18 protein-coding genes are annotated in these 16,436 nt (G+C 67.2%); 9 read left to right on the forward strand and 9 right to left on the reverse strand.

Annotated features, from left to right (window positions below):
• Positions 1 to 11 precede the first annotated feature (11 nt).
• Positions 12 to 800 carry a TerC family protein gene (locus tag ABIC66_RS17030; RefSeq protein ID WP_354071470.1) on the reverse strand — a complete coding sequence of 263 codons (789 nt, stop codon included), beginning with the start codon at positions 798 to 800 and terminating at the stop codon, positions 12 to 14.
• Positions 801 to 930: 130 nt separating this feature from the next.
• Between ABIC66_RS17030 and ABIC66_RS17035 the strand changes: the two genes are divergently transcribed.
• The 6 genes from ABIC66_RS17035 (at position 931) to ABIC66_RS17060 (ending at position 7,276) form a co-directional block, all read left to right on the forward strand.
• On the forward strand, positions 931 to 2,028 hold the full coding sequence (locus tag ABIC66_RS17035; RefSeq protein WP_354071471.1) for an acyltransferase family protein: 1,098 nt from the start codon (positions 931 to 933) through the stop codon (positions 2,026 to 2,028).
• Between the two features lie 67 nt (positions 2,029 to 2,095).
• A complete protein-coding gene (locus tag ABIC66_RS17040) occupies positions 2,096 to 2,794 on the forward strand; it encodes a CHAP domain-containing protein (protein WP_354071472.1) in 699 nt (232 codons plus the stop codon).
• A gap of 61 nt (positions 2,795 to 2,855) precedes the next feature.
• On the forward strand, positions 2,856 to 3,815 hold the full coding sequence (locus tag ABIC66_RS17045) for a magnesium transporter CorA family protein (RefSeq protein ID WP_354071473.1): 960 nt from the start codon (positions 2,856 to 2,858) through the stop codon (positions 3,813 to 3,815).
• A gap of 101 nt (positions 3,816 to 3,916) precedes the next feature.
• Positions 3,917 to 5,152 carry a pentapeptide repeat-containing protein gene (locus ABIC66_RS17050; protein WP_354071474.1) on the forward strand — a complete coding sequence of 412 codons (1,236 nt, stop codon included), beginning with the start codon at positions 3,917 to 3,919 and terminating at the stop codon, positions 5,150 to 5,152.
• Between the two features lie 77 nt (positions 5,153 to 5,229).
• On the forward strand, positions 5,230 to 6,657 hold the full coding sequence (locus ABIC66_RS17055) for an alpha/beta hydrolase (protein ID WP_354071475.1): 1,428 nt from the start codon (positions 5,230 to 5,232) through the stop codon (positions 6,655 to 6,657).
• 10 nt (positions 6,658 to 6,667) lie between these two features.
• Positions 6,668 to 7,276 carry a HEPN domain-containing protein gene (locus tag ABIC66_RS17060; protein WP_354071477.1) on the forward strand — a complete coding sequence of 203 codons (609 nt, stop codon included), beginning with the start codon at positions 6,668 to 6,670 and terminating at the stop codon, positions 7,274 to 7,276.
• 33 nt (positions 7,277 to 7,309) lie between these two features.
• On the opposite strand, the gene ABIC66_RS17065 is transcribed toward ABIC66_RS17060, so the two are convergent.
• Positions 7,310 to 8,170 (reverse strand): crotonase/enoyl-CoA hydratase family protein, encoded by an 861-nt coding sequence (locus ABIC66_RS17065; protein ID WP_354071478.1) that lies wholly within the window; start codon positions 8,168 to 8,170, stop codon positions 7,310 to 7,312.
• Between the two features lie 85 nt (positions 8,171 to 8,255).
• Here ABIC66_RS17065 and ABIC66_RS17070 point away from each other — a divergent pair, with 85 nt between their 5' ends.
• Both ABIC66_RS17070 and ABIC66_RS17075 read left to right on the forward strand, forming a co-directional pair.
• Positions 8,256 to 9,062 (forward strand): glycine zipper domain-containing protein, encoded by an 807-nt coding sequence (locus ABIC66_RS17070; RefSeq protein WP_354071480.1) that lies wholly within the window; start codon positions 8,256 to 8,258, stop codon positions 9,060 to 9,062.
• Between the two features lie 53 nt (positions 9,063 to 9,115).
• Positions 9,116 to 9,430 carry an antibiotic biosynthesis monooxygenase gene (locus tag ABIC66_RS17075; RefSeq protein WP_354071481.1) on the forward strand — a complete coding sequence of 105 codons (315 nt, stop codon included), beginning with the start codon at positions 9,116 to 9,118 and terminating at the stop codon, positions 9,428 to 9,430.
• A 104-nt stretch (positions 9,431 to 9,534) separates the two neighbouring features.
• Here ABIC66_RS17075 and ABIC66_RS17080 read toward each other — a convergent pair whose 3' ends face one another.
• Positions 9,535 to 9,969: a DUF488 domain-containing protein gene (locus tag ABIC66_RS17080; protein WP_354071483.1), complete on the reverse strand. Its 435-nt coding sequence runs from the start codon at positions 9,967 to 9,969 to the stop codon at positions 9,535 to 9,537.
• An 85-nt stretch (positions 9,970 to 10,054) separates the two neighbouring features.
• On the opposite strand from ABIC66_RS17080, the gene ABIC66_RS17085 reads away from it, so the two are divergent.
• Positions 10,055 to 10,945, forward strand: a complete 891-nt coding sequence (locus ABIC66_RS17085; protein WP_354071485.1) for an alpha/beta fold hydrolase — start codon at positions 10,055 to 10,057, stop codon at positions 10,943 to 10,945.
• Here the strand turns inward: ABIC66_RS17085 and ABIC66_RS17090 are convergent.
• The 6 genes from ABIC66_RS17090 to ABIC66_RS17115 form a co-directional block, all read right to left on the reverse strand.
• Positions 10,942 to 11,889 carry a thioesterase family protein gene (locus ABIC66_RS17090; protein WP_354071487.1) on the reverse strand — a complete coding sequence of 316 codons (948 nt, stop codon included), beginning with the start codon at positions 11,887 to 11,889 and terminating at the stop codon, positions 10,942 to 10,944. The two genes, ABIC66_RS17085 and ABIC66_RS17090, sit on opposite strands and share 4 nt — an antisense overlap.
• A 141-nt stretch (positions 11,890 to 12,030) precedes the next feature.
• On the reverse strand, positions 12,031 to 12,216 hold the full coding sequence (locus ABIC66_RS17095; RefSeq protein WP_354071489.1) for a hypothetical protein: 186 nt from the start codon (positions 12,214 to 12,216) through the stop codon (positions 12,031 to 12,033).
• A gap of 45 nt (positions 12,217 to 12,261) precedes the next feature.
• A complete protein-coding gene (locus ABIC66_RS17100) occupies positions 12,262 to 12,750 on the reverse strand; it encodes a transcriptional repressor (protein ID WP_354071996.1) in 489 nt (162 codons plus the stop codon).
• Between the two features lie 53 nt (positions 12,751 to 12,803).
• Positions 12,804 to 13,580 (reverse strand): acid phosphatase, encoded by a 777-nt coding sequence (locus ABIC66_RS17105; protein ID WP_354071490.1) that lies wholly within the window; start codon positions 13,578 to 13,580, stop codon positions 12,804 to 12,806.
• 60 nt (positions 13,581 to 13,640) lie between these two features.
• Positions 13,641 to 14,693, reverse strand: a complete 1,053-nt coding sequence (locus ABIC66_RS17110; protein WP_354071492.1) for a 1,9-bis(guanidino)-5-aza-nonane synthase — start codon at positions 14,691 to 14,693, stop codon at positions 13,641 to 13,643.
• A gap of 259 nt (positions 14,694 to 14,952) precedes the next feature.
• Entirely contained in the window at positions 14,953 to 16,212 is a 1,260-nt protein-coding gene (locus ABIC66_RS17115) for a type III PLP-dependent enzyme (RefSeq protein ID WP_354071493.1), read from the reverse strand.
• Positions 16,213 to 16,436 lie beyond the last annotated feature (224 nt).

The following is a 16,436-nucleotide window of genomic DNA, read 5'->3' on the forward strand; positions in this document are numbered from 1 at the left end:
GGGACGTAGCCCTAGTGGTCCTTCTTCGGACCCCGTTTGCGGGCCAGCATGTTCAGGCCCTCGACCCCGGCCGAGAAGGCCATGGCGGTATAGATGTAGCCCTTCGGCACGTGGGCGCCGAAGCCCTCGGCGATCAGCACCGTGCCGATCATCAGCAGGAAGCCCAGGGCCAGCATGACCACGGTCGGGTTGTCGTTGATGAAGTTGGCCAGCGGGTCGGCGGCCAGCAGCATGGCGGCCACGGCGATGATCACGGCGGCGACCATGATCGGCAGGTGATCGGTCATGCCGACCGCGGTCAGGATCGAGTCGATCGAGAACACCAGGTCCAGCAGGATGATCTGGAAGATCGCCGCGCCGACGTTGGAGATCACGACGGTGGCCTTGTCCTTCTCCAGCACGTCGTCGCTCTTGCCGGGGTCGACCGTGTGGTGGATTTCCTTGGTCGCCTTCCAGATCAGGAAGACGCCGCCGGCGATCAGGATCAGGTCGCGCCACGAGAAGGCGGTCTCGAAGCCGGGCTCGCCGTGCGCGCCGACGGGGCCGACTATGCCGAGGTCGAAGACTGGCGCGGTCAGGCCGACGATGAGGGCGATGGTCGACAGCAGGACCAGGCGCATGATCAGCGCCAGCGAGATGCCGATGCGGCGCACCTTCTGACGGCTCTCGGGCGGCAGCTTGTTCGACAGGATCGAAATGAAGACCAGGTTGTCGATCCCCAGAACCACTTCCATCACCACCAGAGTCACCAAGGCGGCCCAGGCGGCCGGGTCGGCGACGAGGCTAAGGAGTTCGTTCATCGGTCCTCGCTAAGATTGTCGGACAAGTCGTCGTTTCGCGTATGCGTACATGTATCACATGCGAGATAGGCGGTTAACGCCGATCTTTCCACCGTGGGGATGGAAGGGCGGGCCCTTAAGGAACGACGTCATGACCGACGGCGCGCATATCAAGCCCCTGACCGCCCTTCGATTCTTCGCCGCCTTCTGGGTGGTGCTGTTCCATTACTGGCCCAAGCTGGACGTCGGTTTCACGCCGGCGATCGCGGCCAAGGGCTATCTGGGCGTCGAGGTGTTCTTCACGCTATCGGGCTTCATCCTGTGCCACGTCTATCTGAGCGGTTTCGGGGAGGGACGGTTCCGCTATGGCGACTTCCTGTGGAACCGGCTGGCGCGGGTCTATCCGCTGCATCTGGCGACCCTGGTCGGGGTCGGGGCGATGGCCATCGCCGGCACGCTGGCGGGGCTGACGGTCGATCCCAACATCCTGGCCTGGAAGGCGCTGCCGGCGAACCTGCTGCTGGTCCATGCCTGGGGCTTCGCGCCGGTGTCGGGCTGGAACCACGCCTCGTGGTCGATCTCGGCCGAGTGGTTCGCCTACCTGACCTTCCCGGCCTTCGCCTTCGCCGCCTGGAAGCTGCGCGAGCGACCCGTCGCGGCGGTGCTGGGCGCGCTGGCGTTCATCGCCGCGCTCTATCCCGCGTTCGAGGCCCTGGCCGGCTTTTCGCTGACCGACGCCACCATCGAGTGGGGCGCCTTGCGCATCGTGCCGTGCTTCGCGTTCGGTTGCGCCCTGCATGCGATGTGGCGCTCGGGGCGATTCCCTAGCCGACTCAGCGGCTACGGCGCCGCTTTTTTGGGCATGGCCACGCTTGCCGCCGTGCAGTTCGGGGCCCCGGATCCGGTCATCGTGATGCTTTTTGGGGGGCTGATTTTCATGCTCGCGAGCCTCGCCTCGGCTGGTTTCGAGTTTGCTGGACAGAAGGTTTTCGTCTATCTCGGCGAGATCAGTTATTCGACCTATATGATCTGCATTCCATGGAAGATCCTGGCCATAAATGCCGCGGCCAAGCTGTTCAATATCCAGGGGGACAAGTTGCCGCTGCTGATCTGGGTCGTGATTGTCGTGGCGCTGATCCCGTTGTCTGCGATATCCTTCCACGTCATAGAAAGCCCATGTCGGGAACGCATGAAATCTTGGGCGAAATCGTGGGAGCGGCGCCGCTTGGCCATTACGGCCGCGACATAAAGACTCTTTTCACACGTCTCTGGCAGGGTTATCCCTTAGCCCAGTGACGCGGGGGAGTACCCACAGCATGACGAAACGGACAAGGGCCCTTCTGGGTTCCCTGGCCGCTGCCGCCATGATCAGCTTTGCGCCGGTGACGGCCAGTGCTGACGGCTACTGGCAGTGTGTGCCGTTCGCCCGTCTGATGTCGGGCATTCAGATTTTCGGCGACGCCCGCACGTGGTGGTCGCAAGCCGCCGGCAAGTACGACACGGGCTCGGTCCCGAAGATCGGCTCGGTTCTCTCCTTCAAGCCCACCGCCCGCATGAACCTCGGCCACGTGGCCTTCGTCAGCCAGGTGCTCACCGACCGGGTCATCCAGGTCACCCACGCCAACTGGTCGATCATCGAAGGCGATCGCGGCCAGATCGAAAAGGACGTCACCGTTGTCGACGTCTCGCCCGAAGGCGACTGGACGCAGGTCAAGGTCTGGTACGACCCGATCCGCGATCTGGGCTCCAGCGTCTATCCGACCAACGGCTTCATCTATCAAGACGCCCAGGCGATGAAGATCGCCATGGCCACCAGCAAGATCGCCATGGCCCAGAACGCCGTGGTCTCGGCCGCCAAGCAGGCCGCCAACCAGGTGGCCTCGTCGGTGCGTTCGTCGCCGCTGGACATCATCAGCCAGGCCGCCGATTCGACCGATCGTATCGCCGCCCTGATCGAGGCCGCCGCCAACGGCTCCTCGAACGACGCCAACAACAAGCAGAACGCTCCCCGCTGATTTGGAGCGCGTTGACCTGAAGCTGGGAGCGGGGCACACCCGCCTCTAGCGAGGGTCATCGATGCTGCGAATTCTCCGCCACGGCGCTCCGGGCTTTGAAGCTGGCGGCTTGTCGCCCGACTGGCGCGTGCCGGCCGACGCTGTCTGGATCGAGCTGGTCGACCCCACCCGCGCCGAGGAAGTCGCGGTCGAGCAGTCGATCGGCCTGCTGCTGCCCACCCGCGAGGAAATGGCCGAGATCGAGGCCTCCTCGCGTCTCTACCAGGAGGACGGCGGCACGTTCATGACCGCCACGGTGCTGGTCAACGCCGACGGCGACCTGCCGACCGCCGCCCCCGTCACCTTCGTCCTGGCCGGGGCGCGGCTGGTCACGATCCGCTATGTCGAGCCGCGCGCCTTCTCGGTGTTCGCCGCCCAGGCCGAGCGCCAGCCCAGCCTGTGCCCCAACGGCCTGCAGACCTTCCTGGGCCTGCTGGACGCCATCGTCGACCGCACCGCCGACATCCTCGAGCGCACCGCCGCCGAGGTCGAGGTGCAGTCGCGCGCCATCTTCGGCCGGCCGCGCGGCGCGGCGTTCGAGCAGATCCTGAACCGGCTGGGCCGGGCCCAGAACGTCAATTCCAAGGCCCGCGACAGCCTGGTCAGCCTAGCCCGGCTGCTCAGCTTCGCGGCCCTGGCCGACCAGTTCGACGGCGAGAAGGAGCTGCGTGACCACCTGAAATCGCTGCAGCGCGACGTCCAGTCGATCACCGACCATTCCAGCTACCTGGCCGGCAACATCACCTTCCTGCTCGACGCGGCCCTGGGCCTGATCAACATCGAGCAGAACTCGATCTTCAAGGTGTTCTCGGTGTTCTCGGTGATGTTCCTGCCGCCGACCCTGGTGGCCGGGATCTACGGCATGAACTTCGAGCACATGCCCGAGCTGCGCTGGATGGAAGGCTATCCGATGGCCATCGGCATGATGATCCTGGCCGCGGTCGCGCCGCTGCTGTGGTTCCGCAAGAAGGGCTGGCTGTAGCCCGCGACTTTCGGTCGCGGTCTGAACGATTGCTTAAAGCTGATCTGGCACGGTGGAGGCCGTTCCCATTCCGCTTACCGCCAGAGCGTCTTCCGCCGCCCATGCCCGCCGCCGCGTCTTCACGCCCGAGCCTGATCCGAACGCTGCACGCCTCCGTGGTGCGCGAGGCGGTCGAGGCGCATGCGCGTTATCTGAAGGGCCTTCCGAAGGGCCGGCGGGCGGTGCTGCAATATCTGAATCTGAACAACTACGAGCTGGACGGCGTCGATCTCTCCGAGGCCGACCTGACCGGGAGCCTGCTGGGCGGGGCCTCGCTGCGCGGCGCCAAGCTGACCCGCGCCACCCTGTACGGGACGGACCTGCGCGACTCCGACCTGCGCGACGCCGATCTTTCCCGCTGCGACATGCGCGGAGCCTGCCTGCGCGGCGCGAACCTGGGCGGGGCGAACCTGGCCAACTGCGACCTGCGCGAGGGCGTCACCGCCGTGCAGGACGACGAGAAGGGTCTGCGGATCCTCGAACATTCCAAGCGGCCGGGCGAGTTGGACTACGCCATGCTGAACGGGGCCAATCTCAACGGCGCCCAGATGTCCGGCGCGTTCGCGCGCCAGGCCGACTTCACCGACGCCGACCTCTCGAACGTCACCCTGCAGGGGGCCAAGCTGACCAACGCCCTGATGGACGGGGCCAATCTGTCGGGCGCCAATCTGCACAACGCCGAGATGTCCCACGTCTCGCTGCGGCGGGCGGTGATGGTGGGCGTCGACATCAGCGGCGCCGACCTGTCCGACGCCGACCTGACCGAGGTGCTGCGCGCGCCGCCGCCGATCATCTATGTCGACGACCAGCCCCTGAACGAGGTGCTGGAGGCGCACGAGCTGTTCTGCAAGACCGACGGCCGCGACGGCAAGGTCGGCAACCTGACCGACGTCGACTTCCGCCCGCTCAAACGCCTGAAGAACCGCCGCCTCAGCGGATTGTCCGCCCCCAAGGGGGTGTTCTTCGGCATGGACCTGGAAGGCGTGCAACTGCAGGGCGCCAACCTCGCGGGCGCGGACCTGCGTGGGGCCAAGCTGAAGGGCGCGGACCTGCGCGGCGCCCGGCTGGTCGACGCCCAGCTGGCCCGCGCCGATCTCTCGGGCGCCAAGCTGGGGCCGCTGAAGATCGCCGAGGATCGGATCATCCGTACCGACCTGACGCGCGCGGTGCTGCGCGGGGCCAATCTGAAGGGCGCCAGCGCTCCCCGCGCCCGGTTCATCGAAGCCGACCTGGTCCGCGCCAAGCTGGACGGCGCCGACCTCACGGGCGCGGAAATGCCGGCGTCCCTGGCGACCTGAACACGTCTTCCCGGACGGAAGCCTTGCGGTGAGCATTAACCTTGGTGTTGATGCACGAAAAACCGCTGGAGCTTTCGATGTCGCGCCTGTCCTGGATCGCCGCCGCCTTAGGCGCGCTGACCCTGTCGTCCCTCGGCGGGGCGGCGCACGCGGCCGCGCCCCAGTTCAAGCGGACGGCCTGCGCCGGCGACTACAAGGGCGTCGACCTGAAGGTCGAGTGCGGGAATCTGGTCGTCGACGAGACGCGGGGCGATCCGAAGAGCCGGCGGATCAAGGTGGCGGTGGCCATCGTCCACGCGGCCCAGCCCAAGGCCGGCCTGCCGCCGGTGGTCTTTCTGCACGGCGGCCCTGGCGGCTCGGCCCTGGCCGGCCTGCCGCGCACGTTGAAGAGCAAGGCCCTGCGCGAGTTCGTCGCCGCCGACCAGGACTGGATCTATCTGGACCAGCGCGGCGGCGGCCAGTCGGAGCCGAACCTGGACTGCCCCGGCGCCAACCTGACCGACGCCGGTCCGCCGTCCGAAAAGGACGCGCGGGCGATCGTCGCCTGTCTGAAGGCCTTCCAGGCCAAGGGCGTGAACCTGTCGCGCTACAACGCCGTCGAGGTGGCCCAGGACGTCCAGGACCTGCGCAAGGTGCTGAAGCTGCCGCTGATCGACCTGTTCGGCGGCTCTTACGGCACGCGGATCGAGGCGGCCATCCAGACCCATGCGCCCCAGGGCGTCCGCGCAGTGGTCCAGGACTCGCCCTGGCCGCCCGAGGCCGACTGGACGGTCGGCGGCCCGGCCATGGTCTCCAACTCGATCGACATCGTCATGGCCAAGTGCGCGGTCGTCGCCGAGTGCGCCAAGCGCTATCCGGACCTGAAGGCCAAGCTGGCCGGGGTCGCCGCGCGCTGGTTGGCTGGGCCCCAGACCATCGGCGGCAAGACCTACACGGCCGACGACCTGGGCGGCTACCTGATGGACGCCAGCTACTTCACCGCTGGAGTCCTGCCGCGCGATCTGTGGAAGATCATCCAGGGCGAGGTCGCGCCGGTCGCCGCCTTCGTCGAGAGCCGCGACTACTACAGCGAGGGCCAGTTCATGACCCACCTGTGCAAGGAGGAGATCCCGTTCGAGGATAGGTCCGCCGTCGCCACGGGCACGGAGACCGATCCGGTCGCCCGGCTAATGGTCGTGTCGATGCAGCGCATCCACGACGTCTGCGCCGCCATCGACGTCGGCCCGATCTCCAAGGTCGAGCAGGCGCCGGTGAAGACCGCCATTCCGACCCTGTTCCTGGCCGCCGAGATCGACCCCGGCTGCCCGCCGGACCTGACCCGCGCCGCGGCCAAGGGCTACCAGGGCTCGCAGGTGGTCATCGTCACCAACGCCACCCACGGCGTGTCGCGCAACAGCCCGTGCGCTCGCAAGATAATCCGGAGCTTCTTCCAGGACCCGACCCAGCCGGTGGATCGCAGCTGCCTGCCGGCGGCGGATGCGCCGATGGGGTTCACTTACAAGTAGGTGAAAGCGGATGCCGCAAAATTTGAAAATCAACGTTGCCAACGGCAATCAGCCGGCTGAGCGGCAAATGTTTCAAACCGGATTCAGCTTCCACGAGGGCGCGATCCGATGTGCCGAGCCGGTCATTGACCCACAGGGCATCACGGTATCGCCGAACTCACCCATGATTGCCTGCTATGCCATGGCGGCTGAGCTCTATCTCAAGGCCTTGATGGTTCTAGATACGGGAAGTGCTATTCAGGGGCACAGGCTAAACGTGTTGTTCGCTAAGCTAAAGCAGGCGACTATAAAATCCGTCGAAAATCGCTTCGTGAAATTCTCTGGCGAAGGTGCGGGCGAGTTGCAGCGTATTCTTCCCCAAATAAGCGCTGCCTTTGTCGAGTGGCGATATATCTTTGAGGATAAGGGTGGTCGCAACATCCCAGTGGCTAGCCTAGTCTTCTTTGCGCAAGCCCTATTCGCCGAAATTCGAGAGCGGAGGCCCGATTGGACGGTAACTGAATACCTGGAAGGTCGACTTCTCGCTGTGCCGAAGCAGATAATAACCACTGTCGTCTCTGGCGGAGGCGGGGCCATGGTACGCCATGTGGTCGACGGTGCGACATTTCGAAAGGCCTGAGCACTCGCGCAAAGATCTCAAGTTTTCACGCCCTCACATCTTCTTCTTCAGCGGCAACAAATCCGGATACGCCGCGGCCCGCTTCTGCGCCTTCGCCGTGAAGGCCTCGGCCATGTGCGGGCCCGAGAACATGCCGGTCTGCCAGGTGGCGATGTAATCGAGGGCGTCGGCGATCGAATGGTCGCGGGCGTAGTTGATCATCACCTTGCTGCCGGCCACGGCCAGGGGTGACTTCTCGGCGATCTCGCGGGCGGTGGCCAGGGCGTGCTCGACCAGGGCCTCGGGGGTGTCGAAGATCTCGTTGACCAGGCCGATCTCCTTGGCGCGCTGGGCCGGCAGGCGGCGGCCGGTATAGGCCAGCTCGCGCACCCAGCCCTCGGGGATCAGCTTGCACAGGCGCGGGAAGGTGCCGACGTCGGCGGTCATGCCGATGTTGATCTCCTGGATCTGGAAGAAGGCGTCGGCGCTGGCGTAGCGGATGTCGCAGGCGCTGACGAAATCGACCGCCCCGCCGATGCAGCCGCCCTGGATGGCGACGATCACCGGCATGCGGGCCCTGTCCAGGCAGCTGAACGTCTCCTGCAGGTGATGCACGAAGCGGCGAAAGCTCTCGGCCGCCACCCAACGGTCGCCGTCGCGGGGCGCGGTGACGCCCTCGCCGTCGGTGAATACCGATAGATCCATGCCGGCGCTGAAGTGCTTGCCGGTCGAGGTGATGACGATGCAGCGGGCCAGCGCATTGTCGTCAATATGTTTTACAATTGAGGGAAGCTCGTTCCAGAACGGCCGTGTCATGGTGTTCATGGCTTCGGGCCGCTTCAACTGGATATGCGCGACACCAGCCTCGATCTCGACCTTGAAACAGCTATAGTCCGCCTGATCGTGGCCGCTCATGCCCAGCCTCCCTTATCGTTGATCACCGACTATCGGTCGGACGGGGGGCGACGACAACATTGACCTGACGGAAGAGGGTAAAGACATGACCACCAGCAAGGCTTCCTTGAACAAGACCGGCGCCGCCCTGGCGCTCGCCGCCGTGATGGGCTCGAGCCTGGTCGCCGTCCCCGTTCCGGCGTTGGCGCAGTCGAAGGGTCTGAGCGGCCTGTTCGCCTGCGAAGGCTCGGGCGGCAAGCAGGAGGGCGGCGCCCTGATCGGCGCGGCCGCCGGCGCGCTGCTGGGCAATAAGGTCTCGAAGAAGAACAAGACCCTCGGCACATTGGTCGGCGCGGCCGCCGGCGCGGCGGCGGGCGGCTATATCGGCTGCCGCATGCAGTCGACCGACGCGGCCCTGGCCGAACAGGCCACCAAGAAGGCCCTGGAAACCGGCGTGGCCCAGACCTGGAGCAACAGCCGCACCGGCAATTCGGGCCGCATCAACGTGGTCTCGTCCAGCTACGGCCCGCCGATCGACGGCCGCAACCTGCGCTATGGCGCGGGCGTGCAGAGCCTGTCCAGCTACGAGGCCGCCGGCGGCGCCTATGTCGCCAATTCCACGACCAACCTGCGCGGCGGTCCCTCGACCAAGGCCAAGGTGGTCGGCAAGCTCGCGGCGGGCGAGAGCTTCGACGCCCTGGGCGTCGTCCCGACCGGCGGCTGGGTGCTGGTGGGCCGCAACGGCGTCGGCGTCGGCTATGCCGCCGCCTCGCTGGTCCGCCCCTACGGCCAGACGGTCGCCAGCTGCCGGGTGATCGACGCTTCGGTCGCCGGCGGCGGTCAGGGCGCGTCCAACCAACGCTACAGCGCCTGCAAGGACAATCGCGGCGAGTGGCAACTGACCCAGGCCTGACCCATCTCTCGGAAGCGCGCCGGGACGGTTCGGCGCGCTTTCGGGAGGTTTCGATGATCATCCGCAACTGGCATGGCCGCGTGCCGGCCGCCAAGGCCGCCGCCTATCTGGACCTGATGCGCGACGTGGCCATCCCCGACTATCGGAAGACGCCCGGCAATCTCGGCGCCTGGGCCCTAAGTCGTCCTGATGGCGATATCGTCCACGTCGAGATGCTGACCTTCTGGACCAGTCTCGACGTCATCCGCGCGTTCGCCGGCGACGAGGTCCAGAAGGCCAAGTACTACGACTTCGACGCCGATTACCTGCTGGAGATGGAGCCGACCGTCCGGCACTACGACGCGATTGGCGAGGCGCCGCGGGGCTGAAGTCCGCCCAAAACCGTGTCGTCCCGGAAGCCTCGAAGAGGGCGTCCGGGACCCAGGGGCACCGGCAGTGAGGCTGCCCCTGGGCGGGAAGTTGGAGCCGTCCCCTACAGATCCACCACTTCGCACTTCAGTGTCTGGCGAATGCGGTCGGCGACGATCTGGCGGTGGCAGCAGTTGGGATCGTCCTCGTAGCAGAGCAGGGCGATGCGCTTGTCCTTGGCCAGGGCGGTCGCCTGGGCCAGAGCCAGCTGGGCCTCGGGCTCTTCCAGATGGGCGTTGAAGATCCGGCGCATCTCGTCGGTGCGCCCGGCCCGCGCGGCGTCGCGCCCGGCCTTGGGCGTGCCCAGCGGCCGCAGATGCAGATAGTCGATGCCCTCGGCCTTTAGGCTGTTTCCCAGCAGGGTCTTGGAGAAGCCGGCCTTGCGCGAGCTGGCCACGGCGCGGACGTCGACGACCAGCTCGACCTCGGCGGCCTTCAGGCGGCCGATCATGCCGCCTTGGGTGTCGGTCTCGTACCCGATGGTGGCGAGCTTATTCATCCCATCTCTTTCATATAAGGGCTCCATGGACGGGCGGTCGTTGCGCGCCTACCTTAACGCCCATCAGTCCCAAGGAGCCACGCCGATGGACGCGGCCGTCTTTCGCGAACCCCGCAAGCGCGCCGTGGCGGTGGCCGGCGGCCAGATCGCGGCGCTGGAGTTCGGCCCGCGGGACCGGCCGCTCGACGTGGTCTTCGTCCACGCCAACGGCTTCAACGCCCAGACCTACCGCGTGTTGCTCTCGCCGCTGGCGGCGGGCCTGCGGATCCTGGCCATCGACCAGCGCGGCCATGGCGAGACGACCCTGCCCGCCGATCCCGACGGTCGCCGCTCGTGGCGCGATCTGCGCGACGATCTGGTCGGCCTGCTGGACGCTTTGGACGGCCCGCCGGTCGTGCTGGCCGGACACTCGATGGGCGGCACCGTCAGCCTGCTGGCCGCCGCCGAGCAGCCGGGCCGGGTCAAGGGCTTGCTACTGCTGGACCCGGTGATCATGCCGTGGCTGGCCACGCTCTACGCCCGGGCGCCCTGGACCTCGGGACGACTATGGAAGCACATGCCCATAGTCCGGTCGGCCCTGCGCCGGCGGGCGGTGTTCGACAGCCGCGAGGCGGTGTTCGCCGGCTACAAGGGGCGCGGGGCCTTCAAGACCTGGCCCGAAACCATGCTGGCCGACTATGTCGCCGGCGGCTTTCACGAGCGCGACGACGGCAAGGTCGAGCTGGCCTGCGCCCCGGCCTGGGAGGCCTCCAACTACGCGGCCCAGGCCCATGATCCCTGGCGGGCGGTGCGCCAGGTCCAGGCGCCCGTGCGGATCCTGAAGGCCGAGAAGCACTCGACCTGCCACGCGGGCGACGGCTTCGCGCGACGTGGGCGCGATGTGCGGATCGAGACCGTGCCCGGAACCAGCCACTTCCTGCCGATGGAACGGCCGGACGTGGTGCGCGACGCCTTGTTCGACCTGGCGACGGCCTAGAGCGCCAGCCCCTTCACTTCATTCGCCGCCAAGGCCTTTCGCGCCGTGTCGCTGATCGGCACGACCTTGCGGGCGTCGAGATCGAAGGTGATGGCTATGGCCTCCGAGGTCGCCCACGGCCGGCCGGTGGCGGGGTCGAGCATCCAGTGGGCCACGCGCATGGTGCGGGCGTCGGTCCCGATCAGGCCCGAGCGGATCTCGAGCCGGTCGCCGGCCCCGGGCCAGGCCAGATAGGCGATGCGGTATTCGAGAACCGCGCCGCCCGTGCGGGCGGGTCTGGGCTCGGCGTGCTCGACCACCACGTCGCGGAACGGGTGGATGAACGCGCCGATCCCGTCGGAGACGCGGCCGATGAACTGCTCGGCCCGCATCCGGCCGAACACGTCGCAGTCGGACGGCAGCAGGCCGCCCAGGCCGATGCGGGTCAGGTTCAGGTCGTCGGCGCGCGCCAGGCTGGCGGTGGGCTCGAACGGCGACAGGTCGAGGCTGCGGGCCTGGGCCTTTTCTGGAACCGCGACCTTCAGGGCCTCGGCGCGCTCGCGGGCGATCCTGGGCCAGGGGAACGGCTCGCCCTCGCGCGGGGTGGCGTGGACCACGGTGGTCTGGAAGGTGGCGGCCAGCTCGCCTGTGGCCGGATGGACCAGCAGCTGCAGCAGCGTGGCGTCGCACTCGCCCATCGCGATCACGCCGCCCAGCATGGAGAGCGGCGCGCCGGCCTGGGCTTCGCGCAGGAAGCGGATGTGGTGCTCCTTCACCAACAGGGTGGCGTTGGCGTAGGGCGAGAAGGCGTGGGGCAGGCCGAGCTCGGCGGCGAGGCCGACCAGGCCCTCCTGGGCGCGGACGACGTAGTGGCGCACGTTCATGTGCCCCATCTCGTCGCAGTCCCAGGTATTGACGCCGCCGCGCCAGATCTCGACGCCAGGGAAAACCTCAGCGGTCGTCATGGCGCGGCTTTCCTAAGGCAAGAATGGCGCGCCAGATTTCGACGCCAGGGAGCGGCTCAGCGGTCGTCATGGCGTCTCTCGAACGAGGTGGAACGGTCGTTCGAGTCTAGCGGTGTTCCGTCGCGCTTCGCAATCGCGGCGCTAGGGCGTGCTGGAGCGCTTGAAGGTGTCGCCGACGGCCTTGGCGTCGCCGCCGTCGGGGCCCGCGCGCTTGCGGGATTCCTCGCCGGTCTTTTCGACCGCCTTCTTGCCGCCGAGCGCCGTGAAGTCGCCCAGCGGTTCGGCTTCGTTGGCCTCGCGGCCGTCGGTGTTCGGTTGGTCGGCCATGTCGGTCTCCTCGATGCGCGAGAAGACAACCAGGCAGCGCCCGGCCTAGTTCCGGCAGTCGGCGCAGAGGCCGTGCGCCTCGATGGTCACGGCGGTCAGGGCGTAGCCGGCCGCGGCGCCGGCGGCGATGATCTCGGCGCTGGCCTTGGGCTCGATCTCGCGGGTGGCGCCGCAGCAGTCGCAGATCAGGAAGGCGGCGGCGTGGCCGTCGGCCTCCTTGCGGCAGGCGACATAGGCGTTGAGGCTCTCGATCCGGTGGGCGAAGCCCTGCTTTTCCAGGAAATCGAGGGCGCGATAGACGGTCGGCGGCTTGGCCGGCGGACCGTCGCCCCCGAAGGTGGAGATCAGGTCGTAGGCCTTCACCGGCTGGCCGGCTTGCAGCAGCAGCTCCAGCACCCGGCGGCGCGGCGCGGTCAGGCGCTGGTCGGCGGCCGTGCAGCGGACCTCGGCGGCGTCCAGCTCGGCCGCGAGCGCGGCGCCGGCGACGCCGTGATGGTGGTGATCGTGTTCGCAGGCGGAACCGGTATGGGCCATGGCCAAGAGGTAGAGGGCCGCGCGTCCTCGCGCAACCATGCGCCGATGTCGCGCTAGAGAAGCGGCGCGCCGATCAGATTGGCCTCGGCCGTGCAGCGCGCCGGGTCCGGCGGCGTCGCGGCGGCCCGGGCCGTATCGAGTTCGGCCCGCACGCCGGCCAGGTCGGCCTTGAACGCCTCGGAGCTCCACAGGGCGGCGAACAGGTTCTCGGCATTCTTGCGGCCGGCCTCCACGGAACTGGCGTTGTGGACGCCGCAGACGACCCGGCTTTCGCCGAAGCCGCGGGCGCGGGCCAGGATCGCCTCGGCGCGGTCGGGGGCGGCCTCGGCCAGCAACAGGCCGACGGACCAGCCCCAGGTCGCGTGGCCGGACGGGTAGTCGGGCGACAGGGTCAGGCCCGGGCTGCGCTTCACGCAGATCGGACCGGGCGCCGAGAGATAGGGGCGGGGACGGCGGTATTTCAGCTTCGGACCGGTCACCGCCGAGCGTACGTCGCGGCTCATCCGCAGCAGCATGGCGGCCAGCTTCGGATTGCTCTGGCGAGTCGGGGTGTAGCCGAGGGCGCAGGCATAGGCCCCGAGGACGTTCTCCTCGACATTGTCGGCCTGGGCCAGCGACCAGCGCGGGGTGTCCTTCAGCCCGCGGGTGGCCAGGAAGATCTGGCGGTCCTTCTCCGCCTCGGGCGAGTCCTTGGCGGGCGGCGGCCCCAGGTGGTCGCGCGCGTCATAGGCGCCCTTGGCCAGGTAGCGGTCGGCCGGCGCGTCGCCGCTCAGGGTGGCGCAGCCGGTCAGGGCGAGGACGGCCAGGCCGGCGAACCACGAAGCGCGCATGAAAAAGGGTCCCCGAAGCAACTTCAGGGACCCTGCATTTTCAGCGTGGACGGATCAAGCTTACTTGCCGAACAGCTTGTTCCAACGCGGCTTCTCGCGGCCCTTCCAGGCTTCGCGGTGATAGGCGTCCGAGGCGATCAGCGGCACCACGGTGGTGGCTTCGGCGAAGACCATCTGTTCGTAGGTGGTCGAGACCTTGCCCCACGAAGCGGCTTCCTTCAGCGTCGACGACGAGCAGGCGCCGTCGCGGACGTCGGCGACCGTGATCTGGACGGCGTACTTGTGCATGTCGGCCTCGACGCCGAGGATTTCCGCGCAGACGACGGTGTCCTGGGCGAAGTTCTTCGGCACGCCGCCGCCGACCATGAACAGGCCCGTGGTGCCGGCCGCGATCTTGATGTCGGTCAGTTCGCGGAAGTCCGCGACCGCGTCGATCATCAGATAGGGCTGCTTGGCGGCGATGCGCTCCTTCTGGTGCTTGACCAGGCCGAAGCCGGCCGAGCTGTCGACGAAGGCCGGACAGAAGATCGGCACGCCTTCTTCATAGGCGGTCTGGATCAGCGAGCCGGGCTTCTTGGCGTTGCCTTCCGACAGCCACTTGCCCATCTCCCAGATGAACTCGCGCGAGCTGTAGGCGCGCGGCTCCAGGCGATTGCAGATCTCCAGGATCGTGTGATCGCAGTTCTGGAGCTCTTCCTCGTCGATATAGGTGTCGTAGATGCGGTCGATGTAGTTGTCGCGCAGCACGTTGTCGTCGACCGGGCCGGCGGCCTGATAGTGCTTGAAGCCCAGGGCCTCGAAGAAATCCATGTCGACGATCGAGGCGCCGGTGGCGACCACCGCGTCGATCATGCCGTTCTTCACCATGTCGCGGTAGACGTGCATGCAGCCGCCGGCCGAGGTCGAACCCGCCAGGATCAGCCAGGGCGAGCAGCCCTTGTCGGCCAGGGCCATGTTGAAGATGTCGGCGGCGCGGGCGGTGTCGCGGCTCGAGAACGACATCTTGCGCATCGAGTCGATGATCGGACGGGCGTCGAACGCCGTGATGTCGATGTGCTCGACGACGGTCTGGAGCAGTTCGGCCTTGGTATTGTTCGGAACGGGAGCGTTCATCGCTTCGGTTTCCCTGACTTTGGACGCCCGTCGTTGGATGGAGCCATCTGCCGGGACGGAGCGACCGACAGGTGGAGAACAGGTTTCGCGCCCAGCGATAACGCTGAGCGGGGGTAAAGGCGCCTCCCCCAATTTCCGCTCTCCCCGGCGAAAGCCGGGGCCCAGATTCAGCCGGAGCGTCTCTGGGTTTCATCTGGGTCCCGGCTTTCGCCGGGAAGAGCGGATCTATTGGTCGGGCATACTCAACAAAGAAGACAGATCAGCGACGGCGCTTGCGCTTGCCGGCCGCGCCCTTGGGACGCGAGAAGCGGACGATCTTGCGCTCTTCGTTCTCCTGGCGGACCGCCGGGATCGAGCGCTTGGCCAGGCCGTACATCGAGGCCATCGGCGCATCCTGCACCTCGACGGTGTCGGTCTCGCCAAAGCCGTTGAAGCGGGTCGACATCGCCACGCCATAGGCGCCCAGCATGCCGATCTCGATGTAGTCGCCCTCGTCGACGCTTTCCGGCAGGTAGAACGGGCCGGGCATGTGGTCGACGCTGTCGCAGGTCGGGCCGTAGAAACGGAAGGGCTTCAGGCCCTCTTCGACCACTTCGCCGTTCTTGCGGTACAGCTTGACCGGGAAGGGCCACTTCATGTGCGCGGCGTCGAACAGCGAGCCGTACGACCCGTCGTTCAGATAGAGCGCGTCGCCCTTCTTCAGCTCGACCTTGACCAGCAGCGACGAGGCCTCGGCCACCAGGGCGCGGCCCGGCTCGCACCAGAGCTCGGTGGTCTCGTGAACCATCATCTCGGCGAAGCCGCGGTCGATGGCCGCCAGGTACTCGGAGAGGTCCGGCGGAACCATGCCCGGATAGATCGACGGGAAACCGCCGCCGACGTCGACGACATCGGCCAGCACCCCGGCGCGGACCAGGGCGCGGCTGGCCTGGGCCATCGCGGCCTGGTAGGCCGTCGGACGCATGCACTGGCTGCCGACGTGGAAGCTGACGCCCATCAGGTCCTGGGTGGCGCGACGGGCGGCCAGCAGCAGGGCGGGAGCGTTGTGGCTCTCGACGCCGAACTTGCCCGACAGGCTGTAGGCCGCGCCCTCGGCCTGCACGCCCATGCGGACGATCAGGTTGAGGTCCTTGGCCTGGTCGGTGGCGTCCAGGATCTTGGCCAGCTCTTCGTGGGTGTCGAACGAGAAGGTCTTCACGCCGTGGTCGAAGTACGCGGCCGAGATCGCCTTGCGGCTCTTGACCGGGTGCATGAAGGCCATGCGCGAGCCCGGGGCGTGTTCGGCCACCGTCTCGATCTCGTTCAGCGACGCGACGTCGAAGGATCGCACGCCGGCCTCAGCCAGCTCACGGATCACCCACGGCGAAGGATTGGCCTTCACCGCATAGAAGACGTCGCCTTTAAATTCGGACTGGAACCAGCGCGCAGCTACGGAAACCGCGTCAGGCCGCACGAGTGCGACGGGACGTTCCGGTGACCGCTCACGGACCAGGTCCAGGGGCATGTGGTACGTGCGCAATTCACGTAACCCCCTGTTGGAAGTTAAACCCAGGCCGGCGTTAGCAGCGTTTAGAGGACTTCGGGTCCGCCGGAGCCGTGCGAAATAGGGGCATTGAGCGGGGATGTAAAGTCTCTTTTGCGGCCCTGTTTTGAGACCAATTGATCCAGGCGAGCGCGTCAGGCGAAAGCGTACGCGATTTCGCCGCCTGGACGCGCGCCAAGTGTGGAATTCGGAGCCTCTTG

It is taken from the genome of Caulobacter sp. 1776, from assembly GCF_040545685.1.
Classification (GTDB): domain Bacteria; phylum Pseudomonadota; class Alphaproteobacteria; order Caulobacterales; family Caulobacteraceae; genus Caulobacter.